Raw genomic sequence first — 21,452 nt, forward strand, 5'->3', positions numbered from 1 at the left:
GCCTAGAGCTTGCTGGAGTGCAGTGGCTTGTCCTCGCCCGCCCCGGCGGCGGCACCGCCCTCGGTCCGGTTCCGCACGACGGAACTGATGAACGCGGCGATGATCAGGCCCGCGCCGATCCCGCCGGTGAGCCACTCGGGGACGTGCCGGCCGATGCTGACCAGCATGCAGACCGCCAGCGCGCCGATCGCCCAGTGGGCGCCGTGCTCGAGGTAGATGTACTCGTGCAGGGTGCCCTTGCGGACGAGGAACACCGTCAGCGACCGGATGTACATGGCGCCGATGCCGAGGCCCAGCGCGATGATGATCGGGTCGGTGCTGATCGCGAACGCGCCGATGACGCCGTCGAAGCTGAACGAGGCGTCCAGCACCTCCAGGTAGAGGAACAGGAAGAACCCGGCCTTGCCGGTGGCCAGCGCCAGCGAGCTCGGCCCGGACCTGGCCGGCGCCCGCTCCCCGGCGGCGTCCTCCCCGTCCCCGTCCTCGTCGTCTTCCCCGGTGGCCTCGGAGAACAGCTCGCCCAGCCCGTTCACCAGGATGTAGGTGACCATCCCCAGCACGCCGGCGATCATCACCTGGCCGGGGTCGTCGGCGAACAGCCCGGCGGTGAAGGCCAGCGAGCCGCCCGCGACGACCACCGACAGCTGGTCGAGCTTGCCGATCCGCTGCAGCGGCGCCTCCAGCCACGGCAGCCATTTGTCGGCCCGCTCCTCGAACACGAAGTCCAGGAACAGCATCAGAAGGAACATGCCGCCGAACGCCGCGATCATCGGGTACGCGTCGTTCATCAGGTGGTGGTACTTGTGCGGGTCGTTCAGCGCCAGGTCGAACGCGTCGTAGGGGTTCAGCTTGGCGGTGACGCCGACGATCAGAAGGGGGAAGACCAGCCGCATCCCGAACACCGCGATCGCGATGCCGACGGTGAGGAAGATCTTCTGCCAGAACGGACTCATCCGGTCCAGCACCTTGGCGTTGACCACGGCGTTGTCGAACGACAGCGAGATTTCCAGCACTGCGAGGACGGCGACCAGGGCCAGCCCGGTCCCCCCGTCGTACAGGGCTGCGACCAGAAGGCCGAGGACGGTGATGCCGAAGGCCCAACCGAAGGTGCGAAGAATCATGCGCGTATTTCTGTGAGAAAAGGGCGACCGGACGGAGCCGGCCGGCGGGCGGGGTCGCCGGCCTCAGCCGACGTTGACGCCGAAGTCCAGGGCGATGCCGGCCAGACCCGAGGCGTACCCCTGTCCGACCGCGCGGAACTTCCACTCGGCGCCGTGCCGGTACAGCTCGCCGAAGACCATCGCGGTCTCGGTGGAGGCGTCCTCGGTCAGGTCGAACCGGGCCAGCTCGCCGCCGTCGGCCCGGTTGACGATCCGGATGAAGGCGTTGCGGACCTGCCCGAAGTTCTGCTGCCGGTTGTCGGCGTCGTAGATCGACACCGGGAACACGATGCGGTCGCACTCCGGCGGCACGCCGGTCAGGTCGACGTTGATCGACTCGTCGTCGCCCTCGCCCTCACCGGTCAGGTTGTCGCCGGTGTGCTCGACGGAGCCGTCCGGGCTCTTGAGGTTGTTGAAGAACACGAAGTGCTGGTCGGACATGACCTTGCCGGTGGCGGCGAGCATCAGCGCCGAGGCGTCGAGGTCGAAGTCGGCGCCGGTGGTGGCGCGCACGTCCCAGCCGAGCCCGACGGTGACGGCGGTCAGATTCGGGGCGGCCTTCGTCAGCGAGACGTTGCCGCCCTTGGCGAGTGAGACTCCCATGATCGGGCCACTCCCTTCCCGGGGAAGAAGTCGTTAGAGGTTGACGCCGAAGTCCGTCGCGATGCCCGCGAGGCCGGAGGCGTAGCCCTGGCCGACCGCGCGGAACTTCCAGTCCGTCCCGCTGCGGTACAGCTCGCCGAAGACCATCGCGGTCTCCATGGACGCGTCCTCGGACAGGTCGTAGCGGGCCATCTCGGACCGGTCGCCCTGGTTGAGCACCCGGATGTAGGCGTTGCGGACCTGGCCGAAGTTCTGCCCGCGGCTGTCGGCGTCGTAGATCGACACCGCGAACGCGACCCGCTCGGCCTGCGCGGGCAGAGCGCCGAAGGTCACGTTGATCTGCTCGTCGTCGCCCTCGCCCGCGCCGGTGGTGTTGTCGCCGGTGTGCTCGACGCCGCCGTCCGGGGTACGCAGGTTGTTGAAGAAGACGAAGTGCTGGTCGCTGACGATCTTGCCGGAGGCGTCCAGCACCATCGCGGAGGCGTCGAGGTCGAAGTCGGTGCCGGTGGTGGTCCGCAGGTCCCAGCCGAGGCCGACGGTCACGGCCGACAGGCCCGGCGCCTGCTTGGTGAGCGAGACGTTGCCGCCCTTGCTGAGACTGACACCCACGGCGTTCCTCCAAGATCGCATGACGTACCGGACGCCGGCCAGGCGCCTCGCTATATCGACGCAGCAGCGATGCTATCCGTTCCCTCATTGGCGGTCGCATTGCGCGAGAACGTCCGGACTGCGCGAGACTGGGCATGAGGACGAGGGGAGGCGGCGTTGCGGGGACCGGGCGACCAGCGGCGGCGCGGCCGGGGCGGGCAGGCGGCCGACGCGGCGATCCAGGCGCGCGAGGCGGCCGCGGCCGCCTTCTACGACATGGATCAGGCGCAGAAGTTCCTGGACGGCCGCGTCACCGTCTTCGAGGACCTGGACGCGGGCGCCGCCGCGCCCGTCCGGCGGGAGTTCACCGGCCTCGCGGAGGCCGCCGACGCCGCGTCCGTGGCCTACATCGCGGTGCTGGACGCGCACGACCTCGACGACCGGGACCGGTCGGCCGCCGAGCACGACGCGGCGCGCCGGGCGTTCCTGGCCGTCACCGAGCGGCTTCAGCAGATCACCCGGAACCTGAACGGGTTCGCCGAGCGGCTCGCGCCGCGGATGGCGAAGCTGGAGGCGGCCCTCGACCAGCTCCCGCCGCGGCTCACCGCCGCCCGCGACGCCGTCGCCGCCGCCGACTCGGCCGTGCGGGCCGCCCGCGAGGCCGGGATGGACGCCTCCGACCCCGAGGCCGACCTGGCGCGCGCGAAGGAGGCCCTCGCGCTGCTGAGCTCGCAGGGCCTCGGCGGGCTCGGGCTGGACGGGGCGATCCGCAAGGCCGAGGAGGTCCGCGCGATCGCCGAGAAGGCGCACGAGGCCGCGGCGGAGCTGCCGAGGATGGCGGAGAAGGTGCGCAACTCCCTCGCCTCGGTGCGCACCCGGGTGGACGTCGTCGCGAACCGCGTCGAGCCCGTCCGGCAGGCGATGCGGGTGCTGCTGCGGGCCTACTCGCAGGCGTGCTGGCAGGACCTGCGCGGCGCGCCGGAGGCGATCGACGCGGGCGTCACGCGGGCGCGCGAGCGGCTGAACGAGGCGGCGGCGTTCGCCGGCCGCGCCGAGTGGAAGCAGGCCCAGCAGGCGCTGACGGCGGCGCGCACCGAGCTGAACGCGGCCGACCGGCGCGCCGGGCAGGTCACCGGGCGGGTGACGGAGCTGGAGGCGGTCGCCGCCGACCCGGACCGGCCGGCCGAGAGCGCCCGGTTCGCGGTGCGGGACGCGCAGCGCCTGGCGATGGCGCAGCCCGGCGGCGCCGCGCCGGAGCACGCGCGGGCGCTGGACGCGCTGGTCGAGCGGCTGGACCACGCGCCGAAGCGGCTCACCGGCGCGCACCCCGACTACTGGGCCTACCTGCAGGAACTGGAGTCCGTCAAGACGGCCGCGGGTGACGTGGTGACCCGCATCCGCTCCGAACGCGCCGCAGGCGGCTCCTGAGGGCCGCCTGCGCGCACCTCAGGGCGCGGGCCCTACGGCGCGGGCCCTACGGCGCGGGCCCTACGGCGCGGGCCCTACGCGAACAGGGTCTCGCCCCAGTAGCCGCCCTCCTTCACGCCGGGCGGGCACGCGAAGATCCCCGATCCGACGTGCTGGACGTACTCGTTCATCGCGTCGGACGCCAGCGACTCCTGGATCTTGATGAAGCCGGTGCGCGGGTCGCGCTGGAACGCGATGAAGAACAGGCCCGCCTCCAGCCGGCCCAGCCCGTCCGAGCCGTCGGTGAAGGAGTAGCCGCGGCGCAGGATCCGCGCGCCGCCGTTGGAGTCGGGGTGCGCGAGGCGGACGTGCGCGTCCGGCTTCATCCGCGCCAGGACGGGCTTGTCGCGCTCCTTCCTCTCCCCCACCGGCGCGCCCTCGGACTTGCTGCGGCCGAAGATGTCCTCCTGCTCGCGCAGGGACGTCCGGTCCCAGGTCTCGATGTGCATGCGGATGCGGCGCGCCACCAGGTAGGAGCCGCCCGCCATCCAGTCGGCGCCCTCGCCCCTGCCCGCCCACACGTGCTTGTCGAGCAGGTCCGTCTCGGTCGTGCCGATGTTGTCCGTGCCGTCCTTGAACCCGAACAGGTTGCGGGGCGTCTGCGCGTCCGGGGTGGTGGAGGACGTCTTGCCGAACCCGAGCTGCGACCAGCGGACGCCGACGACGCCCATCCCGATCCGCGCCAGGTTGCGGATGGCGTGCACCGCGACCTGCGGGTCGTCCGCACAGGCCTGCACGCAGATGTCGCCGCCGCTGCGGGCCGGGTCGAGGTTCTCTCCGGAGAAGCGCGGCAGGTCGACCAGCGCCGCCGGGCGCCTGGTCTTGATCCCGAACCGGTCCTCGCCGTCCTTCTCGAACAGCGACGGGCCGAACCCGATCGTCAGCGTCAGCCGGGACGCGGGCAGCCCGAGGGCCTCGCCGGTGTCGTCGGGCGGTGCCACGGCGACCTTCGGAATCGCGCCGTCGCCGATCGCCCGCCCCGCGGTCATGTCGGCCGCGGCCGCGGTCCAGTCCTTGAGCATCCGGACGAGCTTGGCGCGGTCGCCGGTGGTGACGTCGAACGCGGCGAAGTGCAGCCGGTCCTGGACGGGGGTGGCGATGCCCGCCTGGTGCGCGCCGTGGAAGGGGACGGCGGCGCCCGCCTCCGTCCCGCCCGTGTCGGCGGAGGCGACCCGGTCCAGGCCCGCCCCGGCGGCGGCGCCGACCAGCAGGCTGGCGCCGGAGAACCCGAGCATCCGCCGCCGGGACATCCCGGCGCGCCCGCCCTCCCGGCGGGACGGAGCGTCCGAAGCACCCGGCTGCGTCATTTCGCCACGACCTCCGCGAGCTTGGAGAGCGGCTCGCCCAGCGCGTTGACCGCGTCGGCGAGCTCCTTGCGGTCGTCCTTGCCGACCTTGTCGTAGGACACGTAGCCGTCGCCCTCCGCGTGCTTCTTCAGCAGCGCGTAGACGGCGGCGAAGTTGTCGTCCAGGTCCTTCGCCAGCTGCGGGTCCTTCTCCTGGACGACCGGCTTGAGCAGGTCGTAGGCCTTCTTCGCGCCGTCCACGTTGGCCTTGAAGTCGACGAGGTCGGTGTGGCTGAAGGGCTCCTCCTCGCCGGTGACCTTGCCGGTGGCGACCTCGTCCAGCAGGCCCTTGGCGCCGGCGGCCAGGTCGTTGACGGGGTCGAGGGCGAGGCTCGGCAGCCGCCCCTTCAGCGTCTCCAGGTCGGCCAGCAGCTGGTCGCCGTACTTCTCCTTGCCCTTGACCGACCCGTCCTTCCACAGGGCCTTCTCCAGCAGGTGCCAGCCGGACCAGTCCTTCTTCTCGTCCGGCTTGAGGTCGGCCTCGCGGGTGTCGACCTTGCCGTCGATGTCGCTGAACTTCTCCGCGACGGGCTCGATCGACTCCCAGCCGACGCGGGACGGCGCGTACAGCTTCTTGGCCTTCCCGACGTCGCCGGCCTTCACCGCCGCCACGAACGGCCTGGTCTGGGCGATGGTGTCGTCGAGCTGGGCGGTGACGTAGGCCTTGTAGTCGGCGGCGGCCTTGGTCAGCCGCGGGTCGGCGCCGCCGCCCTGGCCGGTGACCGTGACCTCCTGGGAGGGGCCCTTGCCGGTCTGCCCGGCGCTGCACAGCAGCTTGTACTTGCCCTCGGGCAGGTTCACGACGAAGTTCACGCTGGTGCCGGGGCCGATGTTCTCCTTCTCGGCGAGGATGCTGCCGTCCGGCTTGAGCACCTCGAACTCGTTGACCTCCGAGCCCTTGTTGGTCACCTTGAAGGAGTTCTTGCCGGCGGCCAGGGCGGTCTTGGCGACCTCGCACTTGTCCTTGGACGCCGTCACGGGGATGGCCCCGGCGGCGTCCGCCTTCCCGTCACCGCCGCACGCCGAGAGCAGGGACATCGACACGGCGGCGACGCCGCTGAGGGCGAGGACGGAGGCAGGGCGCATGGGGGGACTCCAGGGTGCAATGGTTAGGCTCACCTAAATTAGCCAAAGCTAACCTGACCCCGTCAAGTCGCCCCGGCGACAGTGAGAGGGATCCCACCCGCCCCGGAAGATCATCCGGCTTCGGGACCCGCCCCCGGACCCCTTCCCCGGCGGTCAGCGCGGACGGTCGTTGATGCCCATCGTCAGGTTCCGCGCGGCCATCGGCGGGCTCGACTGCGGGTCGCCGTAGGGCGGCAGATGCCCCTGCTGGGAGTGCTGCATGTGCTGCGACACCTGGGGGTGCGGCGCCTGCGCCGCCGGCTCGGCCCACACGGCCGTCCCGTACGCGCACACCTCGTGCCCCCCGCCGGGCAGCGCGGCCGTGTCGAACCGCATCCCGACCACCGTGTTCGCGCCCTTGCGGCGCGCCTCCTCGCCGAGCCGGTCCACCGCCTCGCGGCGCGCGCCGGCGAGCCCGGCGGCCGGCCGCTCGCCCGTCACCCGGAACGTCGCGCTGCTCCCCCCGTGCCCGGGCTGCCGCGCCCCGGCCTGATCGGTCTGGACGGCCGTCCCCAGGACCTCGCCGAGCACGCTGCGGACCTCGTACCCGGCAACGCCATCAGTCGTCACGATCAGCATGGCCATTACGGTAATCCACCGTCCGCCCGAAATGCGACGTCATGCACCGGATCCATGGGAACCGGCGCGCGCCGCCGGCGGCCCGCCCTCCGGCGGCGAGCGACCGCCCTCCGGGCCGCTCGGGCCCGGAGGGCGGTCGCCCCCTGTCGCGCTATTCGAGGTACTCCCGCAGCATCTGCGCGCGGGACGGGTGCCGCAGCTTGGCCAGGGTCTTGGACTCGATCTGCCGGATCCGCTCCCTGGTCACGCCGAACTCCCGGCCGACCTCCTCCAGCGTGCGCGGATGCCCGTCGGCCAGGCCGAAGCGCAGCTGGATGATGCGCTGCTCCCGGTCCGACAGCGTGCCGAGGATGTCCTCGAGCTGGTCCTGCAGCAGGATGAACGCGGCGGCCTCGATCGGCACCACCGCGTCCGCGTCCTCGATGAAGTCGCCGAGGTCGGAGTCCTCCTCACCGATCGGCGACTGCAGCGAGACCGGCTCCTGCGCGATCCGCTGGATCTCCACGACCCGGACGGGCGGCAGCCCCATCTCCAGGCCGATCTCCTCGGGGGTGGGTTCGCGGCCGAGGTCCTGGTGCATCTGCCGCTGCACGCGGACCAGTTTGTTGATCGTCTCCACCATGTGCACCGGGATCCGGATGGTCCTGGCCTGGTCGGCGATCGCGCGGGTGATCGCCTGCCGGATCCACCAGGTGGCGTAGGTGGAGAACTTGAAGCCCTTCGTGTAGTCGAACTTCTCGACCGCACGGATGAGCCCGAGATTTCCCTCCTGGATGAGGTCGAGGAACAGCATTCCCCGGCCCACGTACCGTTTCGCGATCGAGACCACCAGCCGCAGGTTGGCCTCGATCAGCCGTTGCTTCGCCCGGACACCGTCGCGGGAGAGCAGTTCGAGGTCGATCCGCTCGACGTGGGAGAGGACGGCCGTGTGCGCCATCTTCTCCTCCGCGAACAGCCCCGCCTCGATCGATTTCGCCAGTTCTACTTCATCTTCTGCCGTGAGAAGCGGTACGCGACCGATCTCTCTCAGATAGATCCGGACCAGGTCGCTCGTCGGCGCCCGCTTGCCGAGGTCTCCCTCATCCGCTCGCACGACGTCCTCGGTCTCCTGCTGAGATTCGAGGACCTCTACCCCCTGCTCTGCGAGCATCCGGACGACGCGCTCCAGGGAGTCGTCCGGCAAGTCCGAGCGATCGAGCGCGGCAGCGACGTCTTCGACGGTCACACCGCCGCGCTCTCTACCGCGTGCGACGAGGTCCGCCACCTGATCAACCGATGGCGCCTCGCTTGGCAGCACCGAAGGGCCCACGGGGACAGTCTGCGCCAGATGCGGCCTAGATCACAGGACCCATTTCGCGGTAATACCGGCTACTGGGATCCAAGCCCTCGCTCCCGCATCACCCGTCTCTGCTGCTCAAGCGCGACAAGATCGCCGAAGAGCCGGTTGTACTGGTCGGGGTGCTCGACCGGATTCAGCCGCTGGAGTTTAGATTTCGCATCGGCGATCATGCGGGTGAGCTGGCGTTCCTGTATTCGGGCCAGCAGTTCCACGGCATAGCGGTCGTCCGATTCCTGTGCGGACCGTACCGGCTCGACTCCGAGCATGGTGATCAGGTCCTTGACCTGGTCGTTCGGCGCCCTCTCCAGCAGGAGCAGCGCCCACTGCGAGGCGTCGCCCGCCGCCGCCACGCCGCCCGCCTCGGCGATCACCGCCCGCACCGCGGCGTGCGGCGGCGCGATGAACGCACCCGCCGGGACCTCGTCGAACACCGGCCCGAGCAACGCCGGCCGCTGCACCGCCAGCTTCAGCAGCTCGCGCTCGCGCTGCACCTCCGGGTCGTTCGGGTCGTAGGCCGGCCGCTGCGAGGGCGCGCCGCTCCCGTTCCCGTTGCCGCCGTTCCCGCCGTTCCCGGCGTTGCCGTTGCCGTTCGGGGCGCCGGTGCGGCCGTTGCCGTTACCGCGGCCGTTCTGGGCGCGGGCGTGGCGCCGGTTCGCGAGCTCCCGGACGCGCCGCAGCACGAACTGCTCGTCCATCAGCCCGAGCCAGCGGTCGAGGCTCACCGCGTACATCTGCCGCAGCGAGCGGTCCTTGATGGCCGCGACGACGGGCGCCGCCGCGTCCAGCGCGGCGAGGCGCCCCTCCACCGTGTCGAGGTCGTGCCGCTCGATCGCGCTGCGCACCGCGAACTCGAACAGCGGCAGCCGCGCGGCGACCAGGTCGCGGACCGCCGCGTCGCCGTGCCGGATCCGCAGGTCGCACGGGTCGAGGCCGTCCGGCTGGACGGCGACGAAGGTCTGCGTGACGAACTTCTGCTCGTCGGCGAACGCGCGCAGCGCCGCCTTCTGCCCGGCCGAGTCGCCGTCGAAGGTGAAGATCACCTCGCCGCGGAACTCGTCCTGGTCCATCAGCAGCCGGCGCAGGATCTTGATGTGGTCGTCGCCGAACGCCGTCCCGCACGTGGCGATCGCCGTCTGCACCCCGGACAGGTGGCAGGCCATCACGTCGGTGTAGCCCTCGACCACCACGGCCTGCCGCCGCCGCGCGATCTCCTTCTTCGCCAGGTCGGCCCCGTACAGCACCGAGCTCTTGTGGAACAGCGGCGACTCGGGGGTGTTCAGGTACTTCGGGCCGTCGTCGTCCTCGTAGAGGCGGCGCGCGCCGAACCCGATCACGTCGCCGGACAGGTCGCGGATCGGCCACATCAGCCGGCCGCGGAAGCGGTCCATGGGGCCGCGGCGGCCCTCCTTGGCCAGCCCGCCGGCGACGATGTCGCGGTCGGTGAACCCGCGCCCGCGCAGGTGCCGGACGAGGCCCTCCCACTCGCGCGGCGCGAACCCGACGCCGAAGTGCGCGGCGTCGGCGGTCTCGAAGCCGCGCTCGGACAGGAAGGTGCGGCCGATCGCGCCCTCGGGCGAGGCCAGGTGCTCGGCGTAGAACTCGGCGGCCGCCTTGTGCGCCTCCAGCAGCCGGGCGCGCTGCCCGGTGTCCTGCCGGGGGCCGCGGCCGCCGCCGTCCTCGTACCGGAGCTGGATGCCGACCTGCGCCGCGAGCCGCTCGACCGACTCCGAGAACGACAGGTGCTCGATCTCCTGGACGAACTTGATGACGTCGCCGCCCGCCTCGCAGCCGAAGCAGAAGTACAGGCCGCGCGAGGGCGTCACGTTGAACGACGGCGACTTCTCGTCGTGGAAGGGGCACAGGCCCTTGAGGTTTCCGCCGCCCGCGCTGCGCAGCTGCAGGTACTCGCCGATGACGTCGGCGATGGACGACCGCTCGCGAACGAGCGCGATGTCCTCATTGCGAATACGGCCTGCCACAGCGAAGGAGTCTACGGCGCCCCACCGACATCCGGCGCATCACGTCGCAACCCGCATGACCGCGGGACCGGCCCCGGCCCCGCCGCCGGATCCGGGCCCCGCGCGCGCCCGCGCGCCCCCGGGACGGGCGCGTCCGACCTGGCCGGACCCGGCCTTGTTAACCGCCGGTAACTCTGGATGGGCTATGGACAAACGCATTGTGACGCGATGAGATGACGCACCGAGTTCTTGCCCACCCCCAGGCGGCCCCGATGACGGATGTTGTGCTAGACGGCGTCGAGAAGGTGTATCCCGGCGGGCTGACCGCCGTCCGGAAGGTCCGGCTGCGGATCAACGACGGCGAGCTGTTCGTCCTGCTCGGACCGTCCGGCTGCGGCAAGTCGACCATCCTGCGGATGATCGCGGGGCTGGAGGAGATCACCTCGGGCGACCTGTGGCTGAACGGGTCGGTGGCCAACGAGCTGACGCCGCGCGAGCGGAACGTGGCGATGGTGTTCCAGGAGGGCGCCCTCTACCCGCACCGCACCGTCAAGGGCAACATGATGTTCCCGCTGGAGGTGTCGGGCGACGACCGCGCGGAGGCCAGCGCGAAGGTCGTCGAGCTGGCGCGCGCGCTCGGCCTCAACACGATGATCGACCGGCTCCCGGCGACGCTGTCGGGCGGCCAGCGCCAGCGCGCCGCGATCGGCCGGGCGCTGATCCGCGAGCCGTCGCTGTTCCTGATGGACGAGCCGCTGTCCAGCCTGGACGCCGGGCTGCGCGCCGAGCTGCGGGTGGAGATCGCCGCGCTGGTGCGCTCCAGCCGCACCACCACCGTCTACGTCACGCACGACCAGATCGAGGCCATGACGATGGCCGACCGGATGGCCGTGCTGCGCGACGGCGTCCTGGAGGACGTCGGCACCCCCGAGCAGATCTACGAGGACCCGGCGACGGTGTTCGTCGCCGCGTTCCTCAGCTCCCCGCCGATGAACCTGCTGCAGGCGACGGTGTGGGCGGTCGAGGGCGAGGGGCTGCTGCTGGACCTCGGCCCACAGCGGCTGACGATCCCGTGGGACGACCCGCGCGCGTCCTCGCTGATCAGCCACCACGGGCAGATGGTGATCGCCGGGATCCGGCCCGACACCCTGGTCCCGATCGCGCCGGGCTCGCCCGCCCGGCCGGGGACGGTGCTGTCCGGGCAGGTCCACGGGCTGGAGTTCCACGGCCACGAGTGGCTCGCCTACGCGCAGGCGGGCATCCCCACGGTCGACGCGAACGAGTTCGGCCGGCCGCGCCCCGCGCCGGCGGTGGCGGCCGCGCAGCCGGGCCTGCGCGACCGGCTGCGCGGGATGCTCGGCCGGCCGTCGCACGAGCCCGGGCGGGCCGAGGAGCACTCCGGGCACCACCGGCGCTCCGACCTGATCTTCCGCGCCAACCCCGGGCAGCGTCCGAACCGCGGCGACCACGTCGCGCTGACCGTGAACCTCGACCGGATGCTGCTGTTCGGCGCGGACGGCCGCCGCGTCACGCCCGTCCAGCGCTGACGCCCGTCCGGCGCCGGTGAGCGCCGGCCCTCAGGTCTCCTTTCCGTACACGCCGGCGTCGCGTTCGAACGCCGAGAGCGTCGGGTCGTGGTCGAGCGGCCCGGTGTCGGACATCACGCTCATCCAGTGGTGGAAGTTGTCGCCGCGTTCCACCAGCAGCTCGTAGAGCCGTCGGGTGAGGCGGCGCCGGACGTCCGCCAGCTCGGGGTGGTCGATCCGGTTGAGCAGCTCGTGCGGGTCGGCGCCCAGGTCGTACAGCTCGTCGCGGGACTCGGGGTTGACCACGAGCTTGTACCGGCCGTCGTGGATCATCCGCTGCGGGTACGGGAAGTGGTGGCCGTGGAACTCGGCGACGGTCTCCCGCCGCCACGGGACGTCGCGCCCTTCGACCAGCGGAAGGACGCTGCGCCCGTCGACCGCCGGGGCGGTGTCCTGCCCGGCGAGGTCGAGGATGGTGGCGGTCAGGTCCATCAGGCCGACGAACTCGCCGCGGACGCGTCCCTCCGGCGCGCCCGGCACCCGGATGATGCCGGGCGTGCGGTAGATGTCCTCGTACATGGCCGGGCCCTTGTCGTGCAGCCGGTGCGCCCCGGTGAACTCGCCGTGGTCGGCGGTGAAGAGGACGGCGGTCGAGTCGTCGAGGCCGAGGTCGGCGAGCGCGGTCAGGATCCGGCCGATCTCGTGGTCGATCATCGCGACGTAGCCCCGGTAGACGGCGATCAGCTCGCGGGACACCTCTTCCGGCAGCGTGTCGTAGGTCCACAGCTCGCTGTACCTGCGCTGCACGCTGGGCTTGCCCTCGAACGTCTCGGCCACCGAGGCCGGCAGTTCGACGGCCGCCGGGTCGTAGCGGTCGTAGTACTCGTCCGGCAGCAGGTACGGCAGGTGGGGGCCGAAGAAGTGGGTCGCGAGGAAGAAGGGGCGGCGGCCCGTCCGGTAGTCGTCGGCGTACCGCTCCAGGTGCTCGATCGCGCGGGTGGCGAGGTAGTGCTCGAACGTCGCCTCCAGCGGCTGGCTCAGCCGCGCGGCCAGCAGGTTCCCCGGCCGGCGGTTCGGCAGCGTCCCCCGGATCGGGTTCGTGATCGCGAACGGGGGCAGCCCGCGTTCCTCCAGGTAGGCGAGGTAGTCGGGGTGGTCCACCGGGTTGTGCCAGCCGGGCAGGTGCGGGCCGTCGAAGCCGTAGTCGCCGGCGCTGCGCTCAGCGCCGACATGCCATTTGCCGATGAGGCCGAGGTTGTATCCGGCCTTGGCGAGCGGCCCGGCGAAGGTGAACTGGCCGTCGGCCAGCTCGTCCAGGTAGCCGACGTTGCGCTCCCGGTTGGCGAGCAGCTTGTGCCGGAACGGCGCGTACCCGGTGAGCAGGCTGGCCCGGGCGGGCGCGCAGATCGCGGTCGGCGTGTAGGACCGGTCGAAGCGCGTTCCCGCCGCCGCCAGGCCGTCCAGGTGCGGGGTGCGCACCGAGCCGTCGGCCGCGTAGCAGCCGAGCGTGTCCACCCGGTGCTGGTCGGTCATCAGGAACAGGATGTTCCGGGGCGCTCCCCCTCCGCTCACTTCCCGGCCGCCTTCGCGTAGAGGTCGCCCGCGTAGTAGGTGTCGGCCTTCGGCGCGGTCTTCAACTTGCCGGACTCCACGAACAGCGCCGACAGCCCGTCCAGCCACTTGGCGACCGTCCCGTCCTGCGTCTTGGCGACGAGGTCGGCGGTGGTGGGGTACTCGCCGTTGGCGGCGTCGGCCTTGACCTTGTCGACCGGCAGCTTCATGAACGCGGCGGTCAGCTTGACGGTCTCGTCCAGGTGCGCGGCGCGGTAGTCGGCGGCCTCCTGCAGCACCCGGTCCAGCTTCGTGACCAGCTCCGGCTTGCGGGACGGCAGGTCGGGGCCGCTGACGAACGCGTTCGGGAAGCTCATCGCCGGATAGAAGTCGCGGTCGCCGGCGAGGTCGACCAGGTCCGGCTTGCGCTGCTTGATCGTGTCGATCAGCGGGTACCAGATGCCGGCCGCGTCGATCTGGCCGGAGACGAACGCGGACACGATCGTCGTCGGGTCCATCGCGACCTTCTTGACGTCCTTGACGGTCAGCCCGGCCCGCTTCAGCGCGAGCGAGAGGATCATGTCGCCGGACGTGCCCTCCGGAACGCCGACCTTCTTGCCCTTCAGGTCGGCGACCGTCCGGATCCCGCGCCCCGGCTGGGCGATCACGTGGTCGGCGAACCCGAGCCCGTTGATCCCGATGATCTTCGCCTTGCCGGACGCGGGCAGCCAGAACGCCCCGGGCCCGATGTAGCCGGCGTCCAGGTCCCCGGCGCCCAGCGCCTGGATCTGCAGCGGGCCGTTGGTGAACACCTTGGTCTCGGGCTTGAGGCCCTGCTTCTTCCACAGCCCCTGCTTCGCGGCGATCGCGAGCAGGCTGGAGCCGTTGAAGTCGGCGATGTAGCCGAACCGGACCTTCTCCCCCGACCCGCCGGAGCCGGCCTTCGCGTCACCGCCGCATCCGGCCGACGACAGTGCCAGCACGGCCGCGGCGAGTCCCGCCAGCGCGGTGCGCATCCTCACGTGGTGTTCCCTTCCTGGTGGTAGACCGCATGCCAGATGCGGTTGCGGATCTCCGCGAACTCCGGGGACAGCCGCACCTCCTCTGTGCGGGGCCGCGGCAGGCCGACGTCCACGACCTCCTGGACGCGGCCGGGCGACGCCATGACGACGACCCGGCCGCCGAGGTAGACGGCCTCGTCCACGTCGTGGGTGATGAACAGGACCGTGCGGCGCTCCCGGCTCCAGATGTCGAGCAGCCGGTCCTGCATGCGGACGCGGGTCAGCGCGTCCAGGGCGCCGAACGGCTCGTCCATCAGCAGGATCCGCGGCTCGGCGGCGTAGGCGCGGGCGAGCGCGCACCGCTGCCGCATGCCGCCCGACAGCGTCCGGGGGTGGGCGTCGGCGAAGTCGCCGAGCCCGACCAGGTCGATGAAGTGCTCGGCCCGCGCCCGGCGCTCGCGCCGCGGCACCCGGGCGACCTTCAGCCCGAACTCGACGTTCCCGCGCACGGTCAGCCAGGGGAACAGCGCGTACTGCTGGAAGATCACGCCGCGTTCCGGGCCCGGTCCGGTGACGGGGAGGCCGTCCACCAGGACCTCGCCGGAGGTCGGCGGGACGAGCCCGGCGGCGACGCCGAGCAGCGTGCTCTTGCCGCATCCGGACGGCCCGACGACGGTGACGAACTCCTCGTCGGCGATGCCGAGGGCGACCCGGTCGAGCGCGGTGACGGCTGCCCCGCCGCCGGCGGCCGGGTAGACCTTCCCCACGTCGCGGAACTCGATCTTGGCGGCGTCCGCCGCGGCGTCGGTCGGGGCGTCGGTCGGGGCGTCGGTCGGGGCGTCCTTGTGCGCGCCGCTCGGGCGCGTCCCGCTCACCGGCGCTCCTGCCAGCCGCCGAGCCGCCGCTCGGCGAGCAGCAGCAGCCGGTCCATGATCAGGCCCAGCACGCCGATCGTGATCAGCCCGACGAAGATCGTGGGGAGGTCGTAGTACACCTGGGCCTGCTGCATCCGGAAGCCGAGCCCCTGCTGCGCGGCGATCAGCTCGGCCGCCACCAGCGTGGCCCACGCCGAGCCGAGGCCGATGCGCATCCCGACGACGATGAACGGCGTCGAGGCGGGGACGACGACGCGGGCGAAGATGACCCGGTCCTTCGCGCCCAGCACCCGTGCCGCGTTGACCAGCGTGGGGTCCACCCCGATCACGCCCTGAAAAGTAGAGATCACGCACGACAGGAAGGCGCCCAGCGCGATCACCAGGATCTTCGGCGTCTCGCCGATGCCGAGCACCACGATGGCGAGCGGGATGATCGCCAGCGGCGGGATCGTCCGGAAGAACTGCACCCACGGCTCCAGCAGCCCGCGCGCGACGCCGTACCACCCCATCAGGAAGCCCGCCGGGACCGCCAGGGCCGTCCCCAGCGCGAACCCGAGGAACACCCGCCGCAGGCTGGCCAGCGCGTCGTCCTCGAGTGTCCCGTCGCCGAGCAGTTCGGCCGCGCGGTGCGCGACCTTGACCGGACCGGGCAGCCCCTGGACGCCGAGGCCCGCCAGCAGCGCCCAGAGCCCGATGCCGAGCAGCAGCGCGAGGAGATTGAGGGCGAGGCCGCGCACCCGGGGCGGCACACCGCGGCGCCTTACCTCGCGCACCGGCGGCGGCGCCGGCGCTGTCACGGTGCCCATCGGCCCACCTCCGCGGCCGAGAACTCCAGGGTCCGCAGGTCGTGGGCGCCGTCCGCACGGGTCATCTCGTAGTAGAGCCGCACCCGGCCGTCGCCCTGCGGGACCGCGTCCACGTACCGCACCGACCCCGTGCCGGACGCCGACACGACCGCCGGCCCGTCCGGCGTCAGCCGCTTCCAGTCCAGCAGGTCGGGCGACCAGGCGAGCCCGGTCCGCTCCTCGTAGTTGCGGGTGTGGTCCGCCTCGCCGTCGTAGAACCCGAGGTAGCCGCCGCCGGTCTCCACGACGCTGTTGAGGCGGGCGGCCCAGCGGTCCCAGCCCGTTCCCGGCGCGAAGACGATCCCGCGCCACCGCCACGTCGTCCCGTCGTCGGTGCTCTCGGCCAGCGCCGACACCGAGTCCGACAGGCCCGTGTTGTGGATGTCGGCGGTGGCGTGCGCGCGCTCGCGGTCCGCGTCCGAGAGCGCGGCCCGCGCGGCGCTGACCAGCATCACCAGGCGCCCGTCCGACGTGCGCACCACCCGCGGGTCCTTGACGCCCTCCGTGCCGGTCGTCCCGGCGGTGAGCACCGGACGCCGCGCCGCCACGTCGAACCCGTCCGGCGTCCCGGCCTCGGCCACGTCGATCCGCCACCGGCCGTCCGCCGGGTCCACGTAGCTGAGGTACAGCTGGTACCCGCCGTCGAGCCGCCGGTACAGGCTGAAGCGCTCCATCGAGGGCGTGCCCAGCTCGCGCTTCTCCACGGCCCAGACGTCCTCGAACGCCAGCCCGTCGTCGCTCACCGCGATCGCGCAGCGCCAGCCGCGCTCGGTCCCGGCCTCGCCGCGCGGACGCCGGCGCCGGTACGTCAGCAGGTGGCGGCCCTCGTCCCGCAGGACGCCGGGACAGCCCACCCAGTAGCCGGGCTCGGCCCGCTCGGGCTCGAACACCGTGACGCCCGCCTCCGGGTCGAAACTCACACGGGGGGTCATACGGGGGTCCCTCCTGCCATCAGAAACGGATAGCCCGCCAGAAGCGGGGAGTCATGGGCCACCAGCGCGATCGCGCCGAGCGCGCCCGCCTCGGGGCCGAGCCGCGCCGGGCTCAGGCGCAGGTCCGCGCGGACCATCGGCAGCGCGTGGCGCCGCAGCGTCTCCTCCGCCGGGCCGAGGACCGCCCCGGCCGCGGCCGCCAGCTCGCCGCCCACCACGACCCGCTCGGGGGCCACGGTGTTGCAGACCCCGGCGAGGACGAACCCGAGCGCCCGCCCGGCCCGCTCGAACGCCGCCCGCGCCGCGGCGTCCCCCGACTCCAGCGCGGCGAGCGCGCCGGGCAGGTCGTCGCGGCCGCAGGCGTCCAGGACGGCGGGGACCGACGCGTACGTCTCCAGGCAGCCGCGCCCGCCGCAGCCGCAGGGCGGCCCGGCCGCGTCCACCGGCACGTGCCCGATCTCCCCGGCCGTGCCGTCGGCGCCGCGCAGCAGCCGGCCGTCCGCGACGATCCCGCCGCCGACGCCGTCCGAGAGCCGCACGTAGACCACGTCGGACGAGCCGGCGCCGGCGCCCCGCGCGGCCTCCGCCAGGGCCGCGAGCCGGGTGTTGTTGTCGGCGACGACCGGCACGCCGAAATGCCCGCCGACCGCCTCCGCGACCTGCCTCGCCGCACCGCCCGGGCGCCCGTCGCGGTCGCGGGGCACCGGCCCGGCCACCCCGACGCCGACACCCGTCAGCGGCCCGAGGTCGACCTGGAACGACTCCGCCAGGGCGCACGCGGCGCGGACCCGCCGCGCCCACGAGGTGGACCGCGCGTAGGAGCGGGTCCCGGTGGCGGCCACCCGCTGCGCGGCGTCGGCAACGGCGACGTGCACGCGGCGGTGCCCGAAGTCCATCCCGAGCGTCCGGCCCGCCGCGGGGTTCAGCGTGATCAGCTCGGCCGGACGTCCCGGCGACCGCCGTCCGGTCGCCGCCGCCGTGGTGGTGACGACGGCGCCGCGCTCCTGGAGCGCGCCGACGATGTCCGACAGCGTCGACCGGGACAGCCCGGACAGCCGGGCGATCTCGGCCCGGCTCATCGGGCCCCGGGCGCGCAGCAGCGCCAGGATCCGCTCCTCGTGCCCCCGGCGGACGAGTTCGAGGACACCGGGCTCCGCGCCGGACGCCATGCCGCGCCCCCGTTCTGTCGAGACTCCGGATGAAATATCCGCTGGTGGGAGAGGACACTAACAACAGCGATGCCGATTATCCATACGGATTTAGTAGGTAATGGGGTGAACCCGGTCACAGGGCTCGGACCGGCACCCGGACCCGCCCCTAGCCGACGATGCGCCGCAGCCGGCCCAGGCCCTCGCCGATCTCCGGCAGCGTGACCGCGCCATAGCCGAACACCAGGCCGGGCACCGCCGGCCCGTCCACGGCGAACTCCGACAGCGCGAACAGGCCGACACCCTCCCCCAGCGCCTCGCGGACGATGCCTGCATCGTCCGTCCCGGCCGGCAGGGTCGCGCACAGATGCAGGCCCGCCGCCGACGGGATCGGCTCCAGCCGCCCGCCGAACCAGGTGCCGAGTAGCCCGGCGACCCGCTCGTGCCGGGCCTGGTACTCGCGCCGCGACCTCCGGATGTGCCGTGCCAGCAGCCCCTCGTCGATGAACCGGGCGAGCGCCGCCTGCACCGGCAGCTCCGCGTGCCAGGACGAGACGTACCGCGCCATCCGGAACGCCCGGTGCAGCGACGGCGGCGCGACGAGGAACCCGATCCGCAGCACCGGCCGCATGATCTTGGAGAAGGTGCCCGTGTAGAGGACGCGGCCCCCGTCGTCGAGGCTCTGCAGCGGCTCGATCGGCCGCCCCCCGTACCGGTACTCGGTGTCGTAGTCGTCCTCGACGATCACCACGTCCCGGCGCCGCGCCCACTCCAGCAGGGCGTGCCGGCGCGGCAGCGACATCGGCATCCCCAGCGGGAACTGGTGCGACGGCGTCACGTAGACGGCGCGCGCCTCGTCCGGGAGCGCGTCCACGCGCAGGCCCTCGGCGTCCACCGGCACGCCCCGCACCCGCATCCCCGCCGCGTGCAGCAGCATCCGCACCGGCGGGTATCCGGGGTCCTCGACGGCCACCACGTCGCCCGGCTCCAGCAGCACCCGGACGACCAGGTCCAGCGCCTGCTGGACGCCCGACGTCACCACCACGTCCGCCGCCGCCGCCCGCACCGACCGCGACACGCCGATGTGCCGGGCGATCGCCTCTCGCAGCTCGCCGAGGCCCGCCGGATCACCGGCCGCCGCCGGGTCGTCGAGCGCGGACGGGCGCAGCCGCCCCGCCATGATCCGCCGCCACGGCTCGTACGGGAACAGCCGCACGTCCGGCAGCCCGGCCCGGAAGTCCCAGGTGATCCCGGGCATCCTGCCCGGCCACACGCCGACCTCATCCCACACCTTCCGCGGCCGCAGCGGCGACGCCACCGGACGCTCCCGCTCCGCGAACCCGGCATCCCGGACGAACGTCCCGGCGCCCACTCGGCTCTCCAGGAACCCCTCCGCCACGAGCCGGTCGTAGGCGACCGCCACCGTGTTCCGCGAGATCGCCAGCCGCCGCGCCAGCTCCCGCGTCGGCGGCGCCGCCTCCCCCGCGCGCAGCCGCCCGTCCAGGATCGCGGCCCGCAACTGCCGGTAGATCTGGCCGGCGAGGTCCTTGCGCCCGATCAGGCTCACATGCAGGTCCACCCGCCCGACCCTAGACCGGCTCAGTCATTTTCCGCGATTTTGGCCCTGTACCTGGGCCACTCGACGTTCCTACGGTGGACGCATGGACGTTCTCACCGAACTGCTCACCACCGACTTCCGCCCGCTGGACCGCAAGGCCGCCGACCTGTACCTCTCGGCCGTCGCCCAGGTGAAACCGGACGCGCTCGCCCAGCCCACGCCGTGCCCCGACTGGACCCTGCACGGCCTGCTCCGCCACCAGGTCAGCCAGGACCAGGGCTTCGCGGCCGCCGCGCGCGGCGACGGCGCCCGCCTGTCCGCCTGGCACGGCGGCGACCTCGGCGACGACCCCTACGCCGCCGCCAAGGCGTCCCTCGACCTCGTCACCGAGGCGTTCGCCGCGGTGCCCCTCGACGCCGGGCTCGTCCTCCCCGAGATCCGCGACGGCGGCCCGTTCCCCGCCGCACTGGCGATCAGCTTCCACTTCGTCGACCTGGTCGTGCACGCCTGGGACGTCGCCGCCGCGATCGGCGCCCCCTGGGAGCCCGGCGACGACCTGCTGACCGCGTCCCTCAAGGTCGCGTCGATCGTCCCCACCGACGACCGCGAACCCGGAACGGCCTTCGCGCCCGTCGTCCCGTCCGACGACGCGGCACCGAAGAACCGCCTCCTGACCCTCCTCGGCCGCTCCCCCTCATGGAGCCGCTGAAAAGCTGGCGGCCCGGTCCCGCCGCCGGCCGCGGACCGGTCCTGGTGAGCGTCACCGACTTCACCAGCGCCCGCCCGTCCGGCCTCCCCGATGTCTACCGGGCCGGCCTGACCCTGCGCCGCGCCTGGCCCGGCCTCCAAGGCGCCGTCGGCCTCTGGCTGTGGACGAAACCGCTCCAACTGCGCAGCGGCTCCGTCTCGATCTGGGAGACCCCGGAAGACCTGCACCGTTTCGTCGCCTGGCCCCCGCACGTCGCCATCATGCGCCGCTTCCGGAACCGCGGCGCCATCCGCGCCCACACCTGGACGGCGGACGCCTTCGACCCCGCCGAGACCTGGGCGCGCGCGGCGCACCTGCTGGCTCAGGCCGGGGTGCCCTCGCAGAGCGTCCCCTGATAGAACTTGATCTTGAACTTGACCTGCTCCTGCTGCTCGCGCAGCCGGGCGATCTGCTCCTCCACGCGGCGATCGTGCTCCTGCAGCAGTCCCAGCCGTTCCTGCACGGTCTCGGCGCCGCCCCGCGCCAACTCGGAGTACCGCAGCATCTCCGCGATCGGCATCCCCGTCTCGCGCAGGCAGCGCAGCATCCCGAGCCACTGCAGGTCGTCCTCGCTGAACACACGCCGCCCCGACGCGTTCCGCGCGATCTCCGAAAGCAGCCCGATCTTCTCGTAGTAACGCAACGTGTCAATGCTGAAGCCGCTCTTCTCGGCGGTCTCAGCCGGAGAGTAAGAACTCACGTCTCCAGGATCCCACCTGGAGCGCACTCCAGGTCAACCGCCGCCCCCTTGGCGGACCTTGAGCCGCGGAGGCGGTAAGTGGCGTACGCGGTGCGGCAGGGGCGGTGCGCCGCCGAGCAGGACTACGTGCAGGCGCTCTTGTGAGGTGTGCGAGCAGGGGTAGAAGGCGGCGGGCGGATAGAAGAGGCGAGGGGCCGAGGCAAGGGGGAGCCGAGGCAAGGGGCATTCGGCGAAGGGCGGGGGTGTTCGGGTGGTGGGTGGGCGGGTGTTGGTGGAGGGGTCGGCCGTGCGGTGGGGTGGCGCTGCGTACGGGGCCGCCCCTCCAAAGTCAAGGGCGCCTTCGGCGTCGCTTCGCGATGGACTTCGTCCACCCTTGACTTTGGAGCCTCTGCGGCCCCTGAGGC

At 72.5% G+C, this 21,452-nt stretch carries 20 protein-coding genes; 4 read left to right on the plus strand and 16 right to left on the minus strand.

The annotated features are described in order from the left end of the window. Positions 1–2: 2 nt before the first annotated feature. From ACA514_RS23340 to ACA514_RS23350, 3 genes are all read right to left on the minus strand, one after another. Positions 3–1,121, minus strand: coding sequence for a DUF475 domain-containing protein (locus ACA514_RS23340; RefSeq protein ID WP_375043332.1), 1,119 nt, complete (start codon positions 1,119–1,121; stop codon positions 3–5). Between the two features lie 63 nt (positions 1,122–1,184). Continuing rightward, positions 1,185–1,763, minus strand: coding sequence for a TerD family protein (locus ACA514_RS23345; protein WP_375043333.1), 579 nt, complete (start codon positions 1,761–1,763; stop codon positions 1,185–1,187). A 33-nt stretch (positions 1,764–1,796) separates the two neighbouring features. Continuing rightward, on the minus strand, positions 1,797–2,372 hold the full coding sequence (locus ACA514_RS23350; protein ID WP_375043334.1) for a TerD family protein: 576 nt from the start codon (positions 2,370–2,372) through the stop codon (positions 1,797–1,799). Between the two features lie 156 nt (positions 2,373–2,528). Here ACA514_RS23350 and ACA514_RS23355 point away from each other — a divergent pair, with 156 nt between their 5' ends. After that, on the plus strand, positions 2,529–3,779 hold the full coding sequence (locus ACA514_RS23355; protein WP_375043335.1) for a molecular chaperone DnaJ: 1,251 nt from the start codon (positions 2,529–2,531) through the stop codon (positions 3,777–3,779). A 74-nt stretch (positions 3,780–3,853) separates the two neighbouring features. Here the strand turns inward: ACA514_RS23355 and efeB are convergent, their stop codons facing one another. The 5 genes from efeB to dnaG all read right to left on the minus strand — a co-directional run bounded on the left by efeB (position 3,854) and on the right by dnaG (position 10,185). Next, positions 3,854–5,125: an iron uptake transporter deferrochelatase/peroxidase subunit gene (gene efeB, locus ACA514_RS23360; RefSeq protein ID WP_375043336.1), complete on the minus strand. Its 1,272-nt coding sequence runs from the start codon at positions 5,123–5,125 to the stop codon at positions 3,854–3,856. Further along, on the minus strand, positions 5,122–6,249 hold the full coding sequence (efeO, locus tag ACA514_RS23365; protein ID WP_375043337.1) for an iron uptake system protein EfeO: 1,128 nt from the start codon (positions 6,247–6,249) through the stop codon (positions 5,122–5,124). The genes efeB and efeO overlap by 4 nt, the downstream gene beginning before the upstream one ends. Before the next feature lie 153 nt (positions 6,250–6,402). Beyond that, entirely contained in the window at positions 6,403–6,867 is a 465-nt protein-coding gene (locus ACA514_RS23370; protein ID WP_375043338.1) for a YbjQ family protein, read from the minus strand. A gap of 151 nt (positions 6,868–7,018) precedes the next feature. Beyond that, entirely contained in the window at positions 7,019–8,164 is a 1,146-nt protein-coding gene (gene rpoD / locus ACA514_RS23375) for an RNA polymerase sigma factor RpoD (protein ID WP_344278111.1), read from the minus strand. Between the two features lie 71 nt (positions 8,165–8,235). Next, entirely contained in the window at positions 8,236–10,185 is a 1,950-nt protein-coding gene (dnaG, locus tag ACA514_RS23380) for a DNA primase (protein ID WP_375043339.1), read from the minus strand. A 251-nt stretch (positions 10,186–10,436) separates the two neighbouring features. On the opposite strand from dnaG, the gene ACA514_RS23385 reads away from it, so the two are divergent. Then, the gene (locus ACA514_RS23385; RefSeq protein ID WP_375043340.1) at positions 10,437–11,711 is read left to right on the plus strand and encodes an ABC transporter ATP-binding protein; all 1,275 of its coding nucleotides are present in this window, start codon (positions 10,437–10,439) and stop codon (positions 11,709–11,711) included. A 30-nt stretch (positions 11,712–11,741) separates the two neighbouring features. On the opposite strand, the gene ACA514_RS23390 is transcribed toward ACA514_RS23385, so the two are convergent. The 7 genes from ACA514_RS23390 to ACA514_RS23420 all read right to left on the minus strand — a co-directional run bounded on the left by ACA514_RS23390 (position 11,742) and on the right by ACA514_RS23420 (position 19,621). Further along, complete coding sequence (locus ACA514_RS23390) at positions 11,742–13,262, minus strand: sulfatase-like hydrolase/transferase (RefSeq protein WP_375043341.1); 1,521 nt, start codon at positions 13,260–13,262, stop codon at positions 11,742–11,744. Then, positions 13,259–14,257 (minus strand): aliphatic sulfonate ABC transporter substrate-binding protein, encoded by a 999-nt coding sequence (locus tag ACA514_RS23395; RefSeq protein WP_375043353.1) that lies wholly within the window; start codon positions 14,255–14,257, stop codon positions 13,259–13,261. Before ACA514_RS23395 ends, ACA514_RS23390 begins: the two co-directional genes overlap by 4 nt. A 2-nt stretch (positions 14,258–14,259) precedes the next feature. After that, positions 14,260–15,024: an ABC transporter ATP-binding protein gene (locus ACA514_RS23400; RefSeq protein ID WP_375043354.1), complete on the minus strand. Its 765-nt coding sequence runs from the start codon at positions 15,022–15,024 to the stop codon at positions 14,260–14,262. Positions 15,025–15,113: 89 nt separating this feature from the next. Then, entirely contained in the window at positions 15,114–15,923 is an 810-nt protein-coding gene (locus ACA514_RS23405) for an ABC transporter permease (protein WP_375043342.1), read from the minus strand. Next, entirely contained in the window at positions 15,911–16,894 is a 984-nt protein-coding gene (locus ACA514_RS23410) for a hypothetical protein (RefSeq protein WP_375043343.1), read from the minus strand. Before ACA514_RS23410 ends, ACA514_RS23405 begins: the two co-directional genes overlap by 13 nt. Next, the gene (locus tag ACA514_RS23415) at positions 16,891–18,063 is read right to left on the minus strand and encodes an ROK family protein (RefSeq protein ID WP_375043344.1); all 1,173 of its coding nucleotides are present in this window, start codon (positions 18,061–18,063) and stop codon (positions 16,891–16,893) included. Before ACA514_RS23415 ends, ACA514_RS23410 begins: the two co-directional genes overlap by 4 nt. A gap of 148 nt (positions 18,064–18,211) precedes the next feature. Then, positions 18,212–19,621: a PLP-dependent aminotransferase family protein gene (locus tag ACA514_RS23420; protein WP_375043345.1), complete on the minus strand. Its 1,410-nt coding sequence runs from the start codon at positions 19,619–19,621 to the stop codon at positions 18,212–18,214. Between the two features lie 82 nt (positions 19,622–19,703). On the opposite strand from ACA514_RS23420, the gene ACA514_RS23425 reads away from it, so the two are divergent. Both ACA514_RS23425 and ACA514_RS23430 read left to right on the plus strand, forming a co-directional pair. Continuing rightward, complete coding sequence (locus ACA514_RS23425; protein WP_375043346.1) at positions 19,704–20,309, plus strand: TIGR03086 family metal-binding protein; 606 nt, start codon at positions 19,704–19,706, stop codon at positions 20,307–20,309. Next, positions 20,297–20,704 carry a hypothetical protein gene (locus tag ACA514_RS23430; protein WP_375043347.1) on the plus strand — a complete coding sequence of 136 codons (408 nt, stop codon included), beginning with the start codon at positions 20,297–20,299 and terminating at the stop codon, positions 20,702–20,704. Before ACA514_RS23425 ends, ACA514_RS23430 begins: the two co-directional genes overlap by 13 nt. Here the strand turns inward: ACA514_RS23430 and ACA514_RS23435 are convergent. Further along, positions 20,671–21,048 carry a MerR family transcriptional regulator gene (locus tag ACA514_RS23435; protein ID WP_375043348.1) on the minus strand — a complete coding sequence of 126 codons (378 nt, stop codon included), beginning with the start codon at positions 21,046–21,048 and terminating at the stop codon, positions 20,671–20,673. The genes ACA514_RS23430 and ACA514_RS23435 overlap by 34 nt on opposite strands. Positions 21,049–21,452 lie beyond the last annotated feature (404 nt).

The organism is Actinomadura sp. NTSP31 (assembly GCF_041951385.1).
GTDB lineage: Bacteria > Actinomycetota > Actinomycetes > Streptosporangiales > Streptosporangiaceae > Spirillospora > Spirillospora napierensis.

Excerpts from the sequence above, each read along its gene's own strand:
- ACA514_RS23430 (WP_375043347.1), top strand. The coding sequence starts at position 20,297 with ATGGAGCCGCTGAAAAGCTGGCGGCCCGGTCCCGCCGCCGGCCGCGGA.
- ACA514_RS23410 (WP_375043343.1), bottom strand. The coding sequence starts at position 16,894 with ATGACCCCCCGTGTGAGTTTCGACCCGGAGGCGGGCGTCACGGTGTTC.
- ACA514_RS23340 (WP_375043332.1), bottom strand. The coding sequence starts at position 1,121 with ATGATTCTTCGCACCTTCGGTTGGGCCTTCGGCATCACCGTCCTCGGC.
- ACA514_RS23370 (WP_375043338.1), bottom strand. The coding sequence starts at position 6,867 with ATGCTGATCGTGACGACTGATGGCGTTGCCGGGTACGAGGTCCGCAGC.
- ACA514_RS23395 (WP_375043353.1), bottom strand. The coding sequence starts at position 14,257 with ATGCGCACCGCGCTGGCGGGACTCGCCGCGGCCGTGCTGGCACTGTCG.
- ACA514_RS23345 (WP_375043333.1), bottom strand. The coding sequence starts at position 1,763 with ATGGGAGTCTCACTCGCCAAGGGCGGCAACGTCTCGCTGACGAAGGCC.
- ACA514_RS23385 (WP_375043340.1), top strand. The coding sequence starts at position 10,437 with ATGACGGATGTTGTGCTAGACGGCGTCGAGAAGGTGTATCCCGGCGGG.
- ACA514_RS23405 (WP_375043342.1), bottom strand. The coding sequence starts at position 15,923 with ATGGGCACCGTGACAGCGCCGGCGCCGCCGCCGGTGCGCGAGGTAAGG.
- efeB (WP_375043336.1), bottom strand. The coding sequence starts at position 5,125 with ATGACGCAGCCGGGTGCTTCGGACGCTCCGTCCCGCCGGGAGGGCGGG.
- efeO (WP_375043337.1), bottom strand. The coding sequence starts at position 6,249 with ATGCGCCCTGCCTCCGTCCTCGCCCTCAGCGGCGTCGCCGCCGTGTCG.
- ACA514_RS23425 (WP_375043346.1), top strand. The coding sequence starts at position 19,704 with ATGGACGTTCTCACCGAACTGCTCACCACCGACTTCCGCCCGCTGGAC.
- ACA514_RS23415 (WP_375043344.1), bottom strand. The coding sequence starts at position 18,063 with ATGGCGTCCGGCGCGGAGCCCGGTGTCCTCGAACTCGTCCGCCGGGGG.